Source organism: Xanthomonas maliensis, from assembly GCF_009192945.1.
In the GTDB taxonomy this organism is placed as follows: domain Bacteria; phylum Pseudomonadota; class Gammaproteobacteria; order Xanthomonadales; family Xanthomonadaceae; genus Xanthomonas; species Xanthomonas maliensis.
This window is the reverse complement of the sequence record NZ_NSET01000062.1, coordinates 24,966-44,817: the sequence shown is the minus strand read 5'-3', so window position 1 is coordinate 44,817 and position 19,852 is coordinate 24,966. Positions and strand designations below refer to the sequence as shown.

At 64.8% G+C, this 19,852-nt stretch carries 15 protein-coding genes and 1 tRNA gene; 14 read left to right on the top strand and 2 right to left on the bottom strand.

Going from position 1 to position 19,852, the window contains the following annotated elements:
* Positions 1–86 precede the first annotated feature (86 nt).
* A complete protein-coding gene (locus CKY51_RS18390) occupies positions 87–2,174 on the bottom strand; it encodes a glycoside hydrolase family 97 protein (RefSeq protein WP_022974405.1) in 2,088 nt (695 codons plus the stop codon).
* A gap of 237 nt (positions 2,175–2,411) precedes the next feature.
* Here CKY51_RS18390 and CKY51_RS18385 point away from each other — a divergent pair, with 237 nt between their 5' ends.
* Genes CKY51_RS18385 through CKY51_RS18375 form a run of 3 tightly spaced genes read left to right on the top strand, consistent with a single transcriptional unit; the run spans position 2,412 to position 7,748 of the window.
* On the top strand, positions 2,412–4,598 hold the full coding sequence (locus CKY51_RS18385; RefSeq protein ID WP_022974406.1) for a glucosidase family protein: 2,187 nt from the start codon (positions 2,412–2,414) through the stop codon (positions 4,596–4,598).
* Positions 4,595–6,079: an MFS transporter gene (locus tag CKY51_RS18380; protein ID WP_022974407.1), complete on the top strand. Its 1,485-nt coding sequence runs from the start codon at positions 4,595–4,597 to the stop codon at positions 6,077–6,079. The genes CKY51_RS18385 and CKY51_RS18380 overlap by 4 nt, the downstream gene beginning before the upstream one ends.
* Positions 6,080–6,083: 4 nt before the next feature.
* Positions 6,084–7,748, top strand: coding sequence for an alpha-amylase family glycosyl hydrolase (locus CKY51_RS18375; RefSeq protein WP_425479908.1), 1,665 nt, complete (start codon positions 6,084–6,086; stop codon positions 7,746–7,748).
* A 20-nt stretch (positions 7,749–7,768) separates the two neighbouring features.
* Here the strand turns inward: CKY51_RS18375 and CKY51_RS18370 are convergent, their stop codons facing one another.
* On the bottom strand, positions 7,769–8,890 hold the full coding sequence (locus tag CKY51_RS18370) for a LacI family DNA-binding transcriptional regulator (protein WP_022974409.1): 1,122 nt from the start codon (positions 8,888–8,890) through the stop codon (positions 7,769–7,771).
* A 319-nt stretch (positions 8,891–9,209) separates the two neighbouring features.
* Between CKY51_RS18370 and thrS the strand changes: the two genes are divergently transcribed.
* The 11 genes from thrS (at position 9,210) to CKY51_RS18315 (ending at position 19,650) form a co-directional block, all read left to right on the top strand.
* The gene (gene thrS / locus CKY51_RS18365; RefSeq protein ID WP_152249627.1) at positions 9,210–11,114 is read left to right on the top strand and encodes a threonine--tRNA ligase; all 1,905 of its coding nucleotides are present in this window, start codon (positions 9,210–9,212) and stop codon (positions 11,112–11,114) included.
* 48 nt (positions 11,115–11,162) lie between these two features.
* Entirely contained in the window at positions 11,163–11,705 is a 543-nt protein-coding gene (infC, locus tag CKY51_RS18360) for a translation initiation factor IF-3 (RefSeq protein WP_152249626.1), read from the top strand.
* A gap of 249 nt (positions 11,706–11,954) precedes the next feature.
* On the top strand, positions 11,955–12,152 hold the full coding sequence (gene rpmI, locus CKY51_RS18355; RefSeq protein WP_010342861.1) for a 50S ribosomal protein L35: 198 nt from the start codon (positions 11,955–11,957) through the stop codon (positions 12,150–12,152).
* Positions 12,153–12,162: 10 nt separating this feature from the next.
* Positions 12,163–12,522, top strand: coding sequence for a 50S ribosomal protein L20 (rplT, locus tag CKY51_RS18350; RefSeq protein ID WP_003484828.1), 360 nt, complete (start codon positions 12,163–12,165; stop codon positions 12,520–12,522).
* A 247-nt stretch (positions 12,523–12,769) separates the two neighbouring features.
* A complete protein-coding gene (pheS, locus tag CKY51_RS18345; RefSeq protein WP_022974414.1) occupies positions 12,770–13,765 on the top strand; it encodes a phenylalanine--tRNA ligase subunit alpha in 996 nt (331 codons plus the stop codon).
* Between the two features lie 115 nt (positions 13,766–13,880).
* Complete coding sequence (gene pheT, locus CKY51_RS18340; protein ID WP_022974415.1) at positions 13,881–16,259, top strand: phenylalanine--tRNA ligase subunit beta; 2,379 nt, start codon at positions 13,881–13,883, stop codon at positions 16,257–16,259.
* Between the two features lie 21 nt (positions 16,260–16,280).
* Entirely contained in the window at positions 16,281–16,580 is a 300-nt protein-coding gene (locus tag CKY51_RS18335; protein WP_022974416.1) for an integration host factor subunit alpha, read from the top strand.
* Positions 16,561–16,917, top strand: a complete 357-nt coding sequence (locus tag CKY51_RS18330; protein WP_152249625.1) for a MerR family transcriptional regulator — start codon at positions 16,561–16,563, stop codon at positions 16,915–16,917. Before CKY51_RS18335 ends, CKY51_RS18330 begins: the two co-directional genes overlap by 20 nt.
* Before the next feature lie 61 nt (positions 16,918–16,978).
* Positions 16,979–17,055: transfer RNA gene (locus CKY51_RS18325), tRNA-Pro, on the top strand.
* Between the two features lie 475 nt (positions 17,056–17,530).
* Positions 17,531–18,229 (top strand): polysaccharide biosynthesis/export family protein, encoded by a 699-nt coding sequence (locus CKY51_RS18320; protein ID WP_170292350.1) that lies wholly within the window; start codon positions 17,531–17,533, stop codon positions 18,227–18,229.
* The gene (locus CKY51_RS18315; RefSeq protein ID WP_211904923.1) at positions 18,211–19,650 is read left to right on the top strand and encodes a GumC family protein; all 1,440 of its coding nucleotides are present in this window, start codon (positions 18,211–18,213) and stop codon (positions 19,648–19,650) included. Before CKY51_RS18320 ends, CKY51_RS18315 begins: the two co-directional genes overlap by 19 nt.
* The last annotated feature ends 202 nt before the right edge of the window (positions 19,651–19,852 follow it).

Here is a 19,852-nt window from a genome sequence, read left to right as displayed (position 1 = left end):
CGCTGGCGCCGCTTTTCTCGATGCTGGCCACGCATCGGCGCCCGCACGCGATCGCTCATTCTGCCGCGCGTGCGGACGCTGTGCCGTCATTGGTGCCCGACGGCATCGAGCGGAACAAAGCGGATCGCCTGTCCCCCGCCGGGCGCCAGCCGCAGGTCCAGGGTCTGACTGCTGCTTACCTCGCGTTCCTCGCGGACGAAGGCGAAGGGATTGCGCTGGTAGTCGGCGTCGTCGCCGTCGCGATAGATCTCGGCGCGATAGCGCACGCCGGGGTCGAGAAAGCCCAGCGGCACCTGCAGCAGGCGACCGTTCTCATCAGTGATGCTGCCCAGGAACCAGTCGCGTCCGCCGCGTTGCTTGCGGGCGATGGTGACGTAGTCGCCGACCTCGCCATTGAGCGCCCGGGTCTGCTCCCAATCCACGGCCACGTCCTCGATGAAGCGAAACGCTTCGCGATGTTGCAGATAGTGCTCGGGCAGGTCGGCGGCCATCTGGATCGGGCTGTAGAGCGCGACATAGAGCGCCAGCTGCCGTGCGAGCGTGCTGGGAATGGCCTGGCCATCGCGGCCCTTCAGGCTGAGGATGCCGGGGGTGTAGTCCATCGGTCCGGCCAGCATGCGAGTAAAGACCAGGTTGACCTCGTGCTCGGGCGGGTTCGGTGGCTGCCCCCAAGCGTTATATTCCATGCCACGCGCGCCCTCGCGCGACATCCAGTTGGGGTAGGTGCGGCGTAGCCCGGTGTCCTTGATTGGCTCGTGCGCGTTGATGGCGATATGACGACGTGCTGCCTCGCGTACCACGTGCAGATGATGGCGTGCCATCCACTGTCCATCGTGCCACTCGCGTAGGGCCTCGCCGCCGGCTGGATTGCGCCGTTCTACCTGGCCATCGTCGCAGACATAGCCGGTCTTGACGACATCCACACCGTTGCGGGCATACAGGTCCAGTGCCTGCGCGAGCTGATCTTCGTAGTGGTCCACCGCGCAGCCGGTTTCGTGGTGGCCGATCAGGTGGACGCCCTTGGCGGCTGCATAACGGCTCAGCGCCGGCAGGTCGAAATCGACGGTCGCGCGGGTGAAATCGAAGCTGCCGCCATTGCCGAACCACTCGCCATTCCAGCCGGGATTCCAACCTTCGACCAGCACGCCGCGGAAGCCGTGCGCAGCCGCAAAGTCGATGTAGCGCTTGGTGTTGGCGGTCGTCGCGGCGTGTCGCGGACCGGTTGCCCAGGTTTGTTGGTTGAGATGCATCGACCACCACACGCCCACGTACTTCGACGGCCTGACCCAACTCACATCGCCCAAGGCATTGGGCTCATTGAGGTTGAGGATCAGATTCGACTCGACCAACCCGGTGGCCTGGTCGGCGATCTGCAGCGTGCGCCAGGGGGTGTCGAACGGAAGCGTGCGGCGCACTTTCCAGCCTTCGGCCGCCGGCGAGAGTTGCGCGCGCAGGCGCTGGCCGTCGGTGCGACGCACCCACATGCCGGCATAGTCGACCAAGGCCGCTTCGTGCAGGGCGATATGCAGGCCGCCCTCGCTGCGCAGCGTCAGCGGCGTATGCGCCAGCGACACCTGGTTCAATGGCGTGCGGCGATACAGGTATTCGTAATGGATTGGCTCGCCGGCCGGGATCCACCATGCCTCGGCGGGTGCGGCAATGGCGAACTCGGTGAGTTCGTCGTCGATGATGGCCTCGCGCATGCCGACTTGTTGCGGGAACGCATAGCGAAAACCCACTCCATCGTCATAGACGCGGAACACCACGTCCAGCCGCCGTCGCTTGCCGCCGTGCTCGCCTAGCTGTACGCGCAGCTCGTTGTAATGATTGCCGATCCAGCGGGTTTCGCCCCACGGCTGTTCCCAGGTGTCGTCGGCCTCGCGCCGGCTTTGTCCAAGCACGATCAGGTCGCGGTCCAGGCGGCCGTCGCGTAGCTGGAAACCAAGCTTGGAGCGTTCGATCACCGATTGTCCCAGGCGCTGCACCCGGTAATACGGCGTGCCGCCATCGAGTTCCAGCGTCACCTGCAGAATGTTGCCGGGCGATGCGACATCGATGCTGGAGGATGCGGCGTGCACAGCGAAACTGCCACTGCCCAGCGCGATCAGGGCCAGCAGCCAGGCGATCCACCTGACAGAGCGTGTCGAGCGCGCTCGAGCGGAAAACAGCGGCATATCCCCTCCCAGGGCGATTCCAAGTGCCGGTGACTATGCCGCCGAGCGGGGTGGCTGCGTCGTGCCGGCATCGGCGCCCAGCGATGAATACGTATGCAGGGATGCCGCGTCAGCGGATGCCCGTCTACCATGGCATCACGGTACCTGGGAGGGGCCGCGGCCGTGGCCTGCGCCACGCATCACAACGCGTGCAATGAGGGAGGACGGCCGACCGCCGCAAGCCGGTGGGCCGCGTCGATGCTGAAAATGATCTGCATGGCTGCCACGCTGGGCATGGCGGCGAATTCGTCGGCACTCGCCGACACCATCGAATTTCAAGGGCGCCGCGCACAGGCGCAGGCGCTGCCGGATGGAGGCTTCGTGCTGCAGTCGCCGCAGGGCGAACGGCGTATTCCAGCGCAGGCCTTGCGCAGCCACACCGCCAGCCCGTTGTTCGATGCCTTGTTCGCCTTGGCGCAGCAGGAGCTGGCCGATGATCGCGTCGAGGCCATTCGTGACCCGGCCTTCAATCATGGCCAGCCGGTGCCCTGCGTTTGCTTCGAGACCGGAGAGCGCTGGCCTTACGTGTGGACGCGTGATCTCAGCTTCGCTGCCGATCTGGCGTTGGCGCGGCTGGAGCCGGAGCGCACGCGCACGGCGCTGCGGTTCAAGCTGTCGCAGGCGCGCGATGGCCATACACCTGGTCTGTTTGTGGCCCAGGACACCGGGTCGGGCGGCAGTTGGCCGATCAGCAGCGACCGGGTGGTGTGGTTTCTCGCCGCACGCGGTCTGCTCGACGACGATGCGTTCGCTACCGAGGTGTGGCAAGCGCTGCAGGCGACGTTGGCGCAGGATCGCGATGCGGTGTTCGATCCGCGGATGGGGCTGTATCGCGGCGAAACCTCGTTCCTGGACTGGCGCGAGCAGACCTATCCGGCGTGGACGCAGCAGGACGTGGTCTTCATCGGCGAATCGTTTGCCTTATCCACCAATGTGCTGCACTACCAAGCCTTGCGCCTGGCCGAGACGCTGGCGCGTCAGCGCGGCGATGCACGCGCGGGCAAGTACGCGCAGTGGGCCGACGCGCTGCGGCGCTCCATCGATGCGCGCTTCTGGGATGCACGCAATGGTCAATATGTCAGCTATCTCGGTCCTGCCGCCCATCCGGTGCGCGTGGCCAAGGTCGACCTACTGGGCCTGGCGCTGGGCGTCCTGGCCGAGGTGTTTCCTGCTGAGCGGGCGCGGCGGGCGCTGCAGCACTATCCAACCGTCGCCGGCGGCAGCCCGGTAGTGTGGCCACAGGAGGCGGCGCAGCCGATCTACCACAACCGCGCGGTGTGGCCATTCGTCAGTGCCTACAGCCTGCGCGCCGCGCGCGCGCTCGACGACGCGCCGCGCATCGCACTGGAGCTGGAATCGCTGATACGCGGTAGCGCATTGGCGGGCTCCAACATGGAAAACTATGAAATGCAGAGCCTGGCCGTGCATGTGGAGGAGGGTGCGCTCAGTGGCCCGGTGGTGAACTCCCCGCGTCAGTTGTGGTCGGTGGCCGGTTATTTGTCGGCGGTGCTCGAGGGGGTGTTCGGACTGCAGGCCGATGGGCAGATTGCGCCCAAGCTGCCGCGTCGCCTGCTGCCTTTGTTGTTCGGCGATACCGAGCAGATCGAGCTGAGCGATGGCCAGCAGCGCTGGGTATTGCGGCGGCCGCGCGAGACCGGTGGCACGCTGTTGGTCGCCGGCGATATCCGGAGGCAGGGTCAGACCACGGTCGTACAGCTGGTGGCGCGTGCTGGCGATGACACCCCGCCTGCGCGGCCAAGCCACATGTTCGCGCCGCAGACGCCGGAAGCACCGGTCGCTACCCCGCATGCCGATGGACATCGCATCGCGATCCCGTCGGGCACCACGCTATTCGTCGATGGTCGCGAGCAGGACGCGCGCGTCGTCTTCGAGCTGCCCGACGACGGCCGCTTGCATATGCTCAGCTTGGTGCGTCGTGCCAACGGGCTGGAATCGCTACCTAGCCCGCTGGTGTGGGTGGGGCCGCAGCAGGTGCTGCCCGGCGCCGAGCACTGGGACTGGTGGCCGACGCACAGCGGGCGACACCGCGTGGCCTTGCGCTATCGCAACGACAACGGACCGATCAATACCGGTGTGACGGCGGCGGTCAAACAGCTGGTACTGGAGTGCCCAGGGCGTGCGCCGCAGGTCACGACCGTGGTGATGCCGCACAGCGTTGGCGTGCAGGTGTCCACCCAGGTGAGCGTGGAGGCCGCGGCGGGACAGGCCTGTCGGTTCCATCTACAGCAGGGTTTCAACATGAGTGCACTGGCGCATTTCGCTCAATACACCGGCGGTCGCGGCGGTCGCGACGGCGTGCGCAACCAGGCCGATGTCGAGGCCTTGCTGGTTGGTCCAGCCAGCGATGCGGAGGCGGCGCCATGACCGCCAAGCCGCGTCTGCATTTCTGGCAGATCTGGAACATGTGCTTCGGCTTTCTCGGCATCCAGTTCGGATTCGCGCTGCAAAACGCCAATGCCAGCCGCATTTTTCAGACACTGGGCGCCCAGGTCGATGACGTGCCCGGCCTGTGGATCGCCGCGCCGCTGACCGGACTCATCGTGCAGCCCATCATCGGCTATCTGTCCGATCGGACCTGGACCCGCTGGGGGCGCCGGCGTCCGTACTTCATGCTCGGTGCGGTCTTCACCACGCTGGCCTTGTTGGTGATGCCCAACGCGCCGGTGCTGTGGATCGCAGCGGGCACGCTGTGGGTGCTGGATGCCTCGATCAACATCTCGATGGAGCCCTTCCGCGCGCTGGTCGGCGATCAACTGCCGCCGGTGCAGCGGCCGACCGGCTATGCGATGCAAAGCTTCTTCATCGGCGTCGGCGCGATCGTGGCCAGCTTGTTGCCGTGGCTGCTGGCGCACTGGGGCGTGGCCAATACCGCCGCTGCCGGGCAGCTGCCCGATAGCGTGCGCTATGCGTTCTATCTCGGCGCGGCAGTGCTGTTTCTGTCGATCGCCTGGACCGTCCTGCGCACGCGCGAGTACATTCCCGCCGAATTGGCAGCGTTCGACGATGTGCATCCACCCGCAGCCGCGGTGGCCAAGACCAGCACGTTGCCGCCACTGACGACCAGCCTGTGCTGGTGCGCGATGGGACTGGCGTTGGCGGCGACCATCGCCTGGCAGCAAGGCGATCGCATGCTCTACGTGCTGGCCGGCCTGTGCCTGGCCTATGGCGGGTTGCTGGCATTGGCACGAGTGACGTCTGCGAACGGCATGCTGGTCGCGATCGTGCAGGATCTGCGACAGATGCCGCTAGCCATGCGGCGGCTGGCCTGGGTGCAGTTCTTCTCCTGGTTCGCGCTGTTCGCAATGTGGATCTACACCACCGCGGCGGTAACGCAGTTGCACTTCGGCACCACCGATCCGGGCTCGGCGGCCTACAACGACGGCGCCAACTGGGTGGGCGTGCTGTTTGGCGCCTACAACGGGTTTGCGGCATTGGCGGCGGTGGTCATTCCACTGCTGGTACGGGTGATCGGCGTGCGCTGGAGCCATCTGTGCAATCTGTGGTTGGGCGCGGCCGGCTTGCTGTCGATGCGCTGGATCGACGATCCGCACTGGTTGTTGCTGTCGATGCTGGGCGTCGGCTTCGCCTGGGCCTCGATCCTGTCGCTGCCCTATGCATTGCTATCCGGTAGCGTGCCTGCCACCAAGATGGGCGTGTACATGGGGATCTTCAATTTCTTTATCGTGATTCCGCAGTTGGTCGCCGCCAGTGCGTTGGGCTTCGTGCTCCGCGCGTGGCTGGGCGGGCAACCGATCCATGCGCTGGCGATCGGCGGGCTCAGCCTGCTGCTTGCCGGGGTCTGCGTCCTGCGGGTGCCAGCGGCGGTGGAGGCCAGCAATGCGTAAGGTGATGGCGGCCGCGATCGCGGCATGGGTGGGAATGGCGCAGGCGGCGGAGCCGGGGGATTACTACGGAACGCTGGAGCCGTTCGCGTCCGAAGCGGTGTACTTCGTGGTCACCGACCGCTTCGTCAATGGCGATCCGGGCAACGATCAGCGCGACCAGGGCGGTGCACACCCTACCTTCGATGTGCCCACCCCGTGCGCCGATGGCAGCGAGGACAACATCGGTTACCTCGGTGGCGACTTCAAGGGCATCGTCGATCACGCCGACTACATTCGCGACCTGGGCTTTGGGGCGGTCTGGATCACGCCCATCGTCGACAATCCCGACCAGGCATTCACCGGTGGCAGACCGATCACGTGCGGCAGTACGTTGAGCGACCACGGCAAGACCGGCTATCACGGCTACTGGGGCGTCAACTTCTACAAGCTCGACGAGCATCTGCCCAGCCCGGGCCTGGACTTTGCCGGCTTCACTCGCGCCATGCACGCACAGCAGCTGAAGGTCGTGCTGGATATCGTTGGCAACCATGGGTCGCCGGCCTACACCATGCCGACCGCGCAGCCGATGTTCGGCCAGTTGTACGACGCCCAGGGCCGGCTGGTGGCCGATCACCAGAACCTGCCGCCGGACAAGCTCGACCCGCAGCACAATCCGCTGCACGCCTTCTACAACACCGGTGGCGGGCTGGCGGAGCTGTCCGATCTCAACGAAAACAATCCGGCGGTGCTGGACTATCTGGCCGGCGCCTACCTGCAGTGGCTGGAGCAGGGCGCCGACGCCTTTCGTATCGATACCATCGGCTGGATGCCCGACCGCTTCTGGCATGCCTTCGTGGCGCGGATCCGGCAACGCCATCCAGGCTTGTTCATGTTCGGCGAAGCATTCGACTACGACCCCGGCAAGATCGCCGGCCATACCTGGGCCCGCAATGCCGGGGTCAGCGTGCTGGATTTCCCGCTCAAGCAGCAGCTTGCCGCGGTGTTCGGCCATGCGCAGTCCGGCTATGAAGCCTTGCAGCAGCCGCTGTTCCTGCGCCAGGGCCCGTATGCCAATCCCTACGATTTGATGAGTTTCTACGACAACCACGACATGGCGCGGCTGGATGCCAGCGATAGCGGTTTCATCGACGCGCACAACTGGTTGTTCACCGCTCGCGGGATCCCGGTGATCTACTACGGCTCGGAGATCGGTTTTATGCGCGGAAGGGCCGAGCATGCCGGCAACCGCAACTACCTCGGGGCCGAGCGTATCGCTGCCGCTCCGCGTAGCCCGATCTTCGCGCCGCTGCGTGCCATCGCACGCCTGCGCAGCCAGACGCCGGCCCTGCAGCGCGGCCTGCAGGTGGATCTACGGCTACAGGGCACACAAGCCGCCTTTCTGCGCGTCTACCAGCATGCCGGTATCCGCCAGACCGCGCTGGTGCTGCTCAACAAGGGCGATCAACCGGCCACCATCACCGTCGAGCGCTTCCTGCAGCCGGGCCACTGGCGCGATGCGCTTGCTGGCGGTACGGTCGACGTGCAGGGCCGCTTGGCGGCCGAGGTGCCGGCGCACGGCGTGCGCGTGCTGCTGTCGGACGCTCCCATCGACGATCGCGCGCTGCGCCGTCAACTGGATGCGCAAATGGCCGAACAGGCCGCGCGCGATGCCCGCAATCGCGGCCGCTGAAGCGCGTGTGTGATGCGCGTCTAGCGGGTCGTGCGGGTCTTGCCGGGGCTGCATTCGGCCGGGGCGAGGTGCTCGCTGGCGGTGGGTCGCCAGCCTAGTGGCGGTTGCAGGCCATCGCTGCGGGTGGATTCGCGCACGGCCAGGCGGACCGGAATGGTGCGGCTCTGTGCCGGCTCGCCACGGATCAGCGCAACCAGGCTTTCCACCAGCAGGGTTCCGGCCTGCTTGGTGTCCTGTTGCACGGTCGACAGCGATGGTGCCACCGAGGCCGCCAGCGCGATGTCGTCGAACCCGCTGACCGCCACGTCCTGCGGCACCCGCAGGCCGCGCTCGCGCAGGGCCCGCATCGCCCCGATGGCGATCAGGTCGCTGGCGGCGCACACCGCATCGAAGGCTTGCCCTGAGTCCAGCAGCGCCTGGCAGGCGGCATATCCGGACGACTCGGTGGTGATGGCGTCGAACTGCAGTGACGGCTCGGCCGCCAGTGCGTGCTGTGCCAGCGCGGTGGCATGCCCGCGGTAGCGCTCCTCGAACTCAGGGTAATGGTTGGAGGCGTGGCCGAGGAAGGCAATGCGGCGGCAACCTTGCGCCAGCAGGTGGGCGGTGATGTCCAGGCCGCCCCGATAGTTGTCGCTGCCGATGGAAATGCCTGGCTGGCCGGGCAGGGCGGCGCCCCAGCGCACGAAGTGGGTGCCTTGTTCGACCAGCAATTGCAGGCGCTGCCGCGATTCCTGGTAATCGCCATAGCCGAGCAGAATGATGCCGTCGGCCTTGTTGCTGTCCTCGTAATCGGCCTGCCAGTCCTTGGACAGCTGCTGGAAGGACACCAGCAAGTCGTAGCCCTGCAGCGCGCAGGCGCGGGTGATCGAACCCAGCATGGCGTGGAAGAACGGGTTGATCAGCGAGTCGTCGGCGGTCGGGTCCTCGAAGAACAGCAGGGCCAGCGTGCCGGCATTGCGCAGGCGCAGTGCCGAGGCATTCTTGTCGACCTTGTAGTTCAGCTCGCGGGCGATCCGCAGGATGCGCTTGCGGGTTTCCTCGTTGACCATCGGGCTGCCGCGCAAGGCGCGCGAGACGGTGGGCTGCGAGACGCCGGCCAGGTAGGCGATGTCCAGGGAGGTGGCTTTACCCTTGATGGTCATGGGCGGCAGTGGCAGGGCAGGTGGCCGGCATCATGCCATGCGCCCGCCGCGCCCGTGCCGGCCTGCGCATTGGCGGGCTGATTGGTTTACCATGCGCGGCAGACACACTTGCGAGAAGGTGGCCCGCGCCCCAGCGCCGGCCGAGCGTGCGACATGAGCACTACCATCGCCCACCGCTGAGCCCTCCCGGCGCCGCTCCGCAAGGCGCCCGCCCGGCGCTTTTTTTTCGCCCGGCGCTTGCCGGCATCCCTTCCGATCCCATGTTGCCGTCGGCCCTCGTCAGGTCACCGACCGCTGCCCTCGACCTCTATCGTTGCCCATGATCACCATTACGCTCCCCGACGGCAGCCGCCGCGAATTCGAATCCCCCGTCTCGGTCATGCAGGTCGCCCAGTCGATCGGCGCCGGTCTGGCCAAGGCGACCATCGCCGGTCAGGTCGACGACCGCCTGGTCGACGCCAGCGACGTCATCGACCATGACGCCCGCCTGCGCATCATCACCGCCAAGGATGTCGAAGGCGTGGAGATCATCCGCCACTCCTGCGCCCACCTGGTCGGGCATGCGGTCAAGCAGCTGTATCCGGACGTCAAGATGGTCATCGGCCCGGTCATCGCCGAAGGCTTCTACTACGACATCTACAGCGAGCGCCCGTTTACGCCCGAGGACATGGCCGCGATCGAGGCGCGCATGCAGGAGCTGATCGCGCAGGACTACGACGTGATCAAGAAGGTCACCCCGCGCGCCGAGGTGATCGAGGTGTTCCGCCAGCGTGGCGAGGACTACAAGCTGCGCTTGATCGAGGACATGGGCGAGGACGTCACCGCCATGGGCCTGTACTACCACCAGGAATACGTGGACATGTGCCGCGGCCCGCACGTGCCCAACACCCGCTTCCTCAAGGCATTCAAGCTGACCCGCATCTCCGGCGCGTATTGGCGCGGCGACGCCAAGAACGAGCAGCTGCAGCGGATCTACGGCACCGCCTGGGCCGACAAGAAGCAGCTGGACGCCTACATCCTGCGGATGGAAGAGGCCGACAAGCGCGACCATCGCAAGATCGGCAAGGCCCAGGACCTGTTCCACCTGCAGGAAGAGGGGCCTGGCCTGGTGTTCTGGCATCCCAAGGGCTGGTCGATCTGGCAGGTGGTCGAGCAGTACATGCGCAAGGTGTATCGCGACAGCGGCTACGGCGAGGTGCGCTGCCCGCAGATCCTGGACGTGTCGCTGTGGCAGAAATCCGGCCACTGGGACAACTACCAGGAGAACATGTTCTTCACCGAGTCGGAGAAGCGCACCTACGCGGTCAAGCCGATGAACTGCCCCGGCCATGTGCAGGTGTTCAATCAAGGCCTGCACAGCTACCGCGACCTGCCGATCCGCTATGGCGAATTCGGCGCCTGCCATCGCAACGAGCCCTCCGGTGCGCTGCACGGCATCCTGCGCGTGCGTGGCTTCACCCAGGACGACGGGCACATCTTCTGCACCGAAGAGCAGATCGAATCGGAAGTCACTGCTTTCCACCAGCAGGCACTGAAGGTCTATACCGACTTCGGTTTCGACGACATCCAGATCAAGATCGCGCTGCGCCCGGAAAAGCGCCTCGGCGACGACGCCACCTGGGACAAGGCCGAGGCCGCCTTGCGGGCCGCGCTGGGTGCCTGTGGGGTGGAGTGGCAGGAGCTGCCCGGCGAGGGCGCCTTCTATGGGCCGAAGATCGAATACCACCTCAAGGACGCCATCGGCCGCACCTGGCAGCTGGGCACGATGCAGGTGGATTTCATGATGCCCGGCCGTCTGGGCGCCGAATACGTGGACGAACACAGTCAGAAGAAGCATCCGGTGATGCTGCACCGGGCCATCGTCGGCTCGATGGAGCGCTTCATCGGCATCCTGATCGAACATCATGCCGGCGCCTTCCCGGCCTGGCTGGCTCCGGTCCAGGTCGTTGTCGCCAATATCACTGACGCCCAGGCAGATTATGTCGACTCGGTTCGGAAAACCCTTGCAAATCAAGGCTTCCGTGTCAGCGCCGATTTGCGTAACGAGAAGATCGGTTATAAGATTCGTGAGCATACGCTGCAACGCGTGCCGTATCTGCTCGTGGTCGGCGACCGCGAGAAGGAAAACGGCGCGGTCGCCGTGCGAACTCGCGCTGGTGAGGATCTGGGAACCATGTCGGTCCAGGCCTTCGTCGAGCGCCTGCAGGCAGAGCGGGCAGCGTGAGCCAACCCCGGCCAGTCTGGATGATCCGGAAGAGCCGGTTCGATACCTCTGGGAGATTGCAATATCAGTACCCCTGACAACAAACAGAACCGCAAGAACCAAGAAATCCGTGTGCCGCGCGTCCGCGTGATCGGCAGCGACGGAGAGATGGTCGGCGTGTTGTCGCGCGACGAAGCGCTCGCCAAGGCCGAGGATGAAGGCCTGGATCTGGTCGAAATCCAGCCGCAGGCCGATCCGCCGGTCTGCAAGATCATGGACTTCGGCAAGTTCAAGTTCGAGCAGCAGAAGAAGGCCAACGAGGCCAAGAAGAAGACCAAGCAGGTCGAGATCAAGGAACTCAAGTTCCGCCCGGTCACCGACGAAGGCGACTACCAGATCAAGCTGCGCAACATGCGCCGCTTCCTGGAAGAGGGCGACAAGGTCAAGGTCAACATCCGTTTCCGTGGCCGTGAAATGAGCCACCAGGAACTTGGGCGCGAGATGGCGGCCCGGATCGAGGCCGACCTGGGTGACGACATCGTCATCGAATCCCGTCCGCGCCTGGAAGGGCGGCAGATGGTGATGATGATCGCTCCCAAGAAGAAGGTCTGAGTCTCGGCCTGCGCGCGGTGGCCGGCCCCTGACGGGGCGGTTGCCGCGGCGATGTTTCAGGTTTGCAACACGTTCCGACTCCGGGCATACTATGCGGCCCGGATTTCCGGGGAGCCGCGTGAGCGGTCTCAGGACCTGCCCCAACTCGTTTCCGATCAGGGGCTTACAAGCAGGCAAGGGCAAGGATGGAAAGTGCAGCCGCAAGGGTGCCGCCCGTGTCAGTGACAAAACATCATCAAGGACATAGCAATGCCCAAGATCAAGACCAACCGGGCGGCGGCCAAGCGTTTCCGCAAGACCGCCTCCGGCAAGTACAAGGCTGGCCACGCCAACCGTAGCCACATCCTCACCAAGAAAGCGACCAAGCGGAAGCGCAACCTGCGGCAGACGAACCACGTCCGCGCAGAAGACGCAGGCCGTCTGGACCGCATGCTTCCCTACCTCTGAGGACTGACACATGGCACGAGTTAAGCGTGGCGTACAGGCGCGTCGCCGCCACAAGAAGATTCTGACCCTGGCGAAGGGCTATTACAATGCCCGCCGCAAGGTCTTCCGCGTCGCCAAGCAGGCGGTCATCAAGGCACAGCAGTACGCCTACATCGGCCGCAAGCAGAAGAAGCGCAATTTCCGTTCGCTGTGGATCACCCGCATCAATGCGGCTGCCCGCATCAATGGCCTGAGCTACAGCCGTTTCATGAACGGTCTGCTGAAGGCTGGCATCACCCTGGATCGCAAGGTGCTGGCGGACATCGCCGTGCACGACGCCGCCGGCTTTGCCGCGCTGGCCGAAAAGGCGAAGGGCGCGCTGGCTGCGTAAGTGCGAGGCCCTCGCGAGAGTCCGCGCATGCATGTGCGGGCTTTTGAAGGGGGAGGTCATCGGCGGCGAGCGCATGGTCGTGCGCCTGTTCGGTGAGTAACACGCAGATATGCAGAGGGGAAGGGCGCAAGTCCTTCCCCTTTTGCGTTTGGGGCGATCGCTGCATTGTGGCGATGATCGCCAGGTGAGCAAGGCGGCCCGGTACGACCGGGAGAACGTTCGGTGGAGCAGTCGAGGCGCAAGTGCAATGAGTGAGATCCAAACCCTGACCGCGCGCGCGCTGGCCGATGTCGCCGCCGCGCAGACGCCGGAGCAACTGGAATCCCTGCGGGTGGCGCTACTGGGCAAGAGCGGCAGCATTACCGCCCAGCTCAAACAATTGGGTGCGCTGCCGGCCGAGCAGCGCAAGGCCGCCGGCGAGGCGATCAACCTGGCGCGCGATGCGGTAACCGCGGCGCTGGGGCAGCGCAAGCAGGTCGTCGAGGGTGCGGCGCTGGACGCGCGCCTGGCCGGCGAGCGCATCGACGTCACCCTGCCGGGCCGGCGCAGTGAGCGTGGCGGTCTGCATCCGGTCACGCGCACGCTGGAGCGGATCGTCGAGATCTTCGCGCGGCTGGGCTATGAGTTGTCCGACGGCCCGGAAATCGAGGACGACTGGCACAACTTCGAGGCGCTGAACTTCCCGCCGCACCATCCGGCGCGTGCAATGCACGACACGTTCTATTTCGGCGATGGTCGCTTGTTGCGTACCCATACCTCCGGCGTGCAGGTGCGGTATATGGATCAGCACGCGCCGCCGCTGCGCATGATTGCCGCTGGCAAGGTCTATCGCTCCGATTCGGATCAGACGCATTCGCCGATGTTCCATCAGGTCGAAGGTCTGCTGGTGGACGAACATTCCACCTTCGCCGATCTGAAGGGCACGTTGTCCGAGTTCGTGCGCGCGTTCTTCGAGCGCGATTTCGACATGCGTTTCCGTCCCAGCTATTTCCCCTTCGTCGAGCCTGGCGCGGAGGTGGATATCGCCTGGCAACAGCCCGATGGCAGCACCCGTTGGCTGGAAGTGCTCGGCTGCGGCATGGTGCATCCGAATGTGTTGCGTGCAGTCGGCGTCGATCCGGAGCGCTACACCGGCTTCGCGTTCGGTCTGGGCGTGGAGCGCTTCGCAATGCTGCGCTACGGTGTCAACGACCTGCGTGCCTTTTTCGAAAACGACGTGCGGTTCCTCCGGCAGTTCGCTTGAGGTTGGGTATGGGGGATGCGGCGGCAGGGATCGGCACCACTGTTCTTGTCCTGCGCAAACCCGGCAACCTGGCTCCGACGACTCTCACATCCCGAATCACGAATCCCGGCTCTCCATGAAATTCTCTGAAAACTGGCTGCGCAGCCATGTGCCCACGCAGGCGACCCGCGACGAGCTGGCCGCCACCCTGACCGCGATCGGCCTGGAAGTCGAGGAGGTCACATCGCTGGGCGATGCGCTCGGGCAAGTGGTGGTGGCGCGGATCGTCGAGGCCGTCCGCCATCCGGAGGCCGATCGTTTGCAGGTGTGCAGCGTCGATGCCGGGCAGGGCGAGTTGCTGCAGATCGTTTGCGGCGCCCCCAACGCGCGGCCGGGATTGGTCGCTCCTCTGGCACTGGTGGGCGCGCAGATCGGCACCTTGACCATCAAGGCGGCGAAGCTGCGCGGAGTGGCCTCCAACGGCATGCTCTGCTCGGCCAAGGAGCTGGGCCTGGATAGCGATGCGTCCGGGTTGTTCGAATTGCCGGACGATGCGCCGGTCGGGCAGCCGCTGGCGGACTATCTCGGCCTGCCGGATGCAAGCATCGAGATCAAGCTGACGCCGAATCGCGCCGATTGCTTCAGCGTGCGCGGCATTGCGTTCGACGTCGCCGCCGCCTTCGCCAGTGCGGTAGTGCCGTTCGAAACCGCCGCCGTGGCGCCGGTGTCCACCCGAACCTTGGCGGTCGAACTACAGGCAGGAGCCGAGGCGCCGCGCTACTGCGGGCGCGTCATCGAAGGCATCGACCCGGCAGCGCGTACGCCGGTCTGGATGGCCGAACGCCTGCGCCGCAGCGGTGTGCGGCCGCTGTCCCTGTTGGTGGATATCACCCAGTACGTGATGCTGGAACTCGGACAACCGATGCATGCCTTCGATCTGGACACCTTGCAGGGGCCGATCGGCGTGCGGCGCTCGCGCGGCGGGGAGCAGCTGTCACTGCTGGATGGTCGCCAGGTCGTGCTCGACGACAGCTTCCTGACCATCACCGATGGCGATCGTCCGGTGGCACTGGCCGGCCTGATGGGCGGGCTGGACACACGGGTCACCGACAGCACCCGCAACGTCTTCCTGGAGTCGGCGTATTTCGCGCCGGCGGCCATCATGGGCCGTGGCCGTAAGTTGGGGCTGCATACCGATGCCGGCCATCGCTTCGAACGCGGTGTGGATCCCGCATTGGCGCCGCAGGCCATCGAAGTGGCGACCCGGCTGGTGCTGGAGCTGGCTGGAGGCGTGCCCGGTCCGGTGGTGCATGCCGAGCTATCCGAGCACCTGCCGTTGCCGGCGGCGATCGCGCTGCGTCGTGCACGCATCGCGCGCGTGCTCGGCATCCAGATCGACGATGCCGAGGTCGAGCGCATCCTGACTGCGCTGGGCATGGAGGTGACGCCGTCGGCCGACGGCTGGCGCGTCATTGCGCCGTCGCGTCGCTTCGATATCGCCATCGAGGAGGATCTGATCGAGGAGCTGGCGCGTATCCACGGTTACGACCGCGTGCCGACGACGCTGCCGGGCGGCGCGAGCCGCATCGCCATGCCGAGCGAAACCCAGCTGGACGAGCTCAGCGTGCGTCGCCAGTTGGTCGCGCGCGACCTGCAGGAGACCATCAACTACGCCTTCGTCGATGCCGCGCTGTTGGAGCGGTGGCAGCTGAGCGCGGGTGTGGTGCCGTTGGCCAACCCGCTCAGTGCCGAATTGGCGGTAATGCGGCCGCGGCTGCTGCCCGGCATCGTGGCTGCGCTGGGGCGCAACGTCGCCCGACAGGCCGGGCGGGTGCGGCTGTTCGAATTGGGCAAGGTCTTCGGTGCACCGGTTGTCGAAGGCGATGCGCCGGGGGAGGCCCAGCACCTGGCAGCTGCCGTCTGCGGCGACGCGCTCGCCGTGCAATGGGGCGAGCCGGCGCGCAAGGTCGACTTTCACGATCTGAAGGGCGACCTGCTGTCGCTGGCGGCCGCCAGCGGCGCACTGCTGGAGTTCCGTCCATCGTCCCAGCCATTCGGGCACCCGGGGCGGTCTGCCGACATCTTCCGCGATGACGCCTGCATCGGCTGGATCGGCCAGCTGCACCCCGGCCTGGCCAAGGCGCTGGAAATCGATGTGGACGTGATTGCGCTGGAAGTGCACTTGCCGCCGCTGGTGCAACGGGCGCTGCCGCGGGCGGCGGAGGTGTCGCGCTTCCCCTCGGTTCGCCGCGATCTCGCCTTTGTGGTGCCGGAGCAGGTCAGCTGGGCCGCGTTGGCGCACAGCGTGCGTACCGCGGTCGGCCCAATGTTGCGGGATGTGCAGTTGTTCGACCGCTATGTGGGCACAGGGGTCGAGGCAGGATGCAAGAGTCTGGCTATGGGCTTGATTTTGCAGGATAACTCGCGCACTCTCACCGACCGGGACGTGGAAGGTGTGGTCGCCGAGGTGGTGGCCACGATCGCGCGCGAGCATGGCGCACGGATCCGGAGTTGAGGCGGTAGCCAGGGGAAAGCGATGGCGTTGACGAAAGCGGAGATGGCCGAACGTCTGTTCGACGAAGTCGGCCTGAACAAGCGCGAGGCGAAGGAATTCGTCGACGCGTTCTTCGACGTGCTGCGCGATGCCTTGGAGCAGGGACGTCAGGTCAAGCTGTCCGGCTTCGGCAACTTCGACCTGCGCTGCAAGAACCAACGGCCGGGGCGCAATCCCAAGACCGGCGAGGAAATTCCCATCTCGGCCCGCACGGTGGTCACCTTCCGGCCTGGCCAGAAACTCAAGGAGCGGGTGGAAGCCTATGCTGGATCCGGGCAGTAATCGCGAACTACCGCCGATTCCGGCCAAGCGCTACTTCACCATCGGTGAAGTCAGCGAGCTGTGCGACGTCAAGCCGCACGTGCTGCGTTATTGGGAAACCGAATTTCCGAGTCTGGAGCCGGTCAAGCGGCGCGGCAACCGCCGTTACTACCAGCGCCACGACGTGTTGATGGTGCGCCAGATCCGCGGCCTGCTCTACGAGCAGGGCTACACCATCGGTGGTGCACGCCTGCGGTTGGAAGGCGATGGTGCCAAGCGTGAGTCGGCACTGAGCAATCAGATCATCAAGCAGGTGCGCATGGAGCTGGAAGAAGTTCTGCACCTGCTGCGCCGCTAGGAAAACGCGACGCAAAGCCGCTATAATCGCGGGCCGCCCTCACCGGCGGATGCAATCTCTTCGGGGTATAGCGCAGCCTGGTAGCGCACTAGTCTGGGGGACTAGTGGTCGTCGGTTCGAATCCGGCTACCCCGACCAATTCGAAGGCCCATGTCGCTCGACATGGGCCTTTTTCGTTGCGGTGCAGCAATAGGGCGGACCGTGCCAGCGCTCCCTTGGGGCCATTTGTAGGGTCCGCTTGAACTTGTGGCGGCTGGCGGCTGCGTGAACTGTCGTGTTTGCTTCTAACATGTCGCCAAGATGACGACTTCGCCGCACAGATTGCGCAAAAACGTCGAGAAGTTCGTGGTAGCGATATCACTATAACGGACTTGGATCACAGTCTCTTAACGCCGAAACGACGAACTTGAATCAATAGGCCAACGCCGTCAAAAAAATGACGAGGCCTTGATTTCGGCGCGATCGATCTATGCCATAGTGCACTGCAACACGCGACCGGATCGTTGTCACGGTCACCGAAAGCACTCCCTGTCGTACGTTCCAGTTGGTGTTGGTTGCCAGGTGGGATAGCGCGCGGGGCCCGCCACATCCAACAGAGGCAGCCAGCCCCTGCATGAAAAAAATGATCGAACGTCTCTGCCAAGGCCTCAGCCTGGCTCTGATCTGCTCGATAGGGCTCGGTGCGTGCAGCACCGGCAAGAACATGGCCAGTTCGCTGCCGCACCCGGATCCGCTTGCGCTGTCGACGGTACAACCGGAGTACCGGCTGTCCCCTGGCGACCTGCTGCTGGTCAAAGTGTTCCAGATCGATGACCTGGAGCGCCAGGTCCGGATCGATCAGAACGGGCACATCTCGCTGCCACTGATCGGTGACGTCAATGCAGCGGGCTTGGGCGTCGGCGAGCTGGAAAAAATGGTGGCCGAGCGCTACCGCAGTGGTTATCTGCAGGACCCGCAAGTCTCGGTCTTCGTGCAGGAGGCCAACGGCCGGCGGGTGACCGTCAGTGGTGCCGTCGACGAACCGGGCACCTATCCGATCATCGGCGCCAACCTGACATTGCAGCAGGCAGTGGCGCAGGCCAAGGGTGTCAGCCAAGTGGCTAGCCGCCGCAACGTGGTGGTGTTCCGCACCGTCAACGGGCAGAAGATGCTGGCGCGTTTCGACCTGGCCGCCATCGAGAAGGGCGAAAACCCGGATCCGGAGATCTACGGTGGCGACATCGTCGTCGTCTATCGCTCCGACGCGCGGGTGCTACTGCGCACCATGCTGGAACTGACTCCCTTCGTGATGGTGTGGCGCGCTTACCGATGAGCATGAACTCCGACAACCGTTCTTCTTCCGCGCCTCGCCACGGGCATCTCGAGTTGGCCGACGTCAACCTGCTCGATTACTGGCGCGCGCTGGTCTCGCAGCGCTGGCTGATCGTCATGATCGTTGTGGGCACCGTGCTGCTTGCGCTGATCGTCACGCTGCTGATGCCGGTCAAGTACCGCGCCACCAGCACGCTGCAGATCGAGCGCGATTCGCTCAACGTGGTGAACGTCGAAAATCTGATGCCGGTGGAGTCTCCGCAGGATCGCGACTTCTATCAGACGCAGTACCAGCTGCTGCAGAGTCGCTCGTTGGCCCGTGCGGTGATCCGCGAAGCCAAGCTCGATCAGGAGCCGGCCTTCAAGCAGGTGGTCGACGATGCGCTCGCCGACGCGGCAGAGAAAAATCCTGAGGCAGGCAAGTCGCTGAGTTCCCGCCAGGCCATCGTCGAGCGCGCACTGACCGACACACTATTGGCTGGGCTGGTCATCGAGCCGATTCTCAATTCGCGCCTGGTTTACGTGAACTACGACTCGCCCGATCCGGCGTTGTCGGCCAAGATCGCCAACGCTTACTCGCACGAGTTCATCGTCAGCACGCAGCAGCGTCGTCTGAAAGCGTCCTCCTTTGCGACCAAGTATCTGGGTGAGCGACTGGCGCAGTTGCGTTCCAAGGTCGAGGAGTCGGAGAAGAATCTTGTCGACTACTCCACCGATCAGCAAATCGTCTCGGTGGGCGAAGACAAACCATCGTTGCCGGCCCAGAACCTCAGTGAGCTGAATGCACTGCTGGCCACCGCGCAGGATTCCCGTATCAAGGCCGAGGCCGCCTGGCGCCAGGCCAGCAGCGGCGACCCGATGTCGATGCCGCAGGTGCTCAGCAATCCGCTGATCCAGAACCTGCGGGGCGAGCAGATCCGCTTGACCACCGAGTACCAGCAGAAGCTGTCCACCTTCAAGCCTCAGTATCCGGAAATGCAGCGTTTGAAGTCGCAGATTGAAGAGTCGCGTCGGCAGATCAATGGCGAGGTGGTCAATATCCGCCAGTCGCTGAAAGCCGAGTACGACGCGGCGGCTCGCCAGGAGCAATTGTTGAACGACCGGATCGCCGGTTTGCGCAATGACGAGCTCGACCTGCAGAACCGCAGCATTCGTTACAACATGCTCAAGCGCGAAGTGGATACAAATCGTCAGCTCTACGATGCGCTGTTGCAGCGGTACAAGGAAATCGGTGTGGCCGGTAACGTCGGCGCGAATAACGTGACCATCGTCGATACCGCGGACGTGCCTACGTCGAAGGCCTCACCAAAACTCAAGCTGAATCTCGCGCTTGGATTTATTTTCGGTGTATTCCTAGCGCTGGCTGTTGCATTGGTGCGGTATTTCCTCCGTGGACCGGAGCCCGAACCACGTCTGCGCTGACATCATGATGTTGCAAAACAGTGGTTAATTGACGTGATAACCGATTCAGCGTGTAACGCGGCAGATGCCGTATGTTCCGAGCTCCACCGTTTGACAGTTCGTCTCTGTTGAAACAAATGGCTGTTGGGTGATCTGGGGTCGGCGATAGTGCCGCGGTGATTGCTCAACGGATGATTGAGAGCCTGTATGTGTCCGCATGTTC

Coding starts and splice junctions, on each gene's coding strand:
- CKY51_RS18390 (WP_022974405.1), bottom strand. CDS start 2,174: ATGCCGCTGTTTTCCGCTCGAGCGCGCTCGACACGCTCTGTCAGGTGG.
- CKY51_RS18385 (WP_022974406.1), top strand. CDS start 2,412: ATGCTGAAAATGATCTGCATGGCTGCCACGCTGGGCATGGCGGCGAAT.
- CKY51_RS18380 (WP_022974407.1), top strand. CDS start 4,595: ATGACCGCCAAGCCGCGTCTGCATTTCTGGCAGATCTGGAACATGTGC.
- CKY51_RS18375 (WP_425479908.1), top strand. CDS start 6,084: ATGGCGGCCGCGATCGCGGCATGGGTGGGAATGGCGCAGGCGGCGGAG.
- CKY51_RS18370 (WP_022974409.1), bottom strand. CDS start 8,890: ATGACCATCAAGGGTAAAGCCACCTCCCTGGACATCGCCTACCTGGCC.
- thrS (WP_152249627.1), top strand. CDS start 9,210: ATGATCACCATTACGCTCCCCGACGGCAGCCGCCGCGAATTCGAATCC.
- rpmI (WP_010342861.1), top strand. CDS start 11,955: ATGCCCAAGATCAAGACCAACCGGGCGGCGGCCAAGCGTTTCCGCAAG.
- rplT (WP_003484828.1), top strand. CDS start 12,163: ATGGCACGAGTTAAGCGTGGCGTACAGGCGCGTCGCCGCCACAAGAAG.
- pheS (WP_022974414.1), top strand. CDS start 12,770: ATGAGTGAGATCCAAACCCTGACCGCGCGCGCGCTGGCCGATGTCGCC.
- pheT (WP_022974415.1), top strand. CDS start 13,881: ATGAAATTCTCTGAAAACTGGCTGCGCAGCCATGTGCCCACGCAGGCG.
- CKY51_RS18335 (WP_022974416.1), top strand. CDS start 16,281: ATGGCGTTGACGAAAGCGGAGATGGCCGAACGTCTGTTCGACGAAGTC.
- CKY51_RS18330 (WP_152249625.1), top strand. CDS start 16,561: ATGCTGGATCCGGGCAGTAATCGCGAACTACCGCCGATTCCGGCCAAG.
- CKY51_RS18320 (WP_170292350.1), top strand. CDS start 17,531: ATGAAAAAAATGATCGAACGTCTCTGCCAAGGCCTCAGCCTGGCTCTG.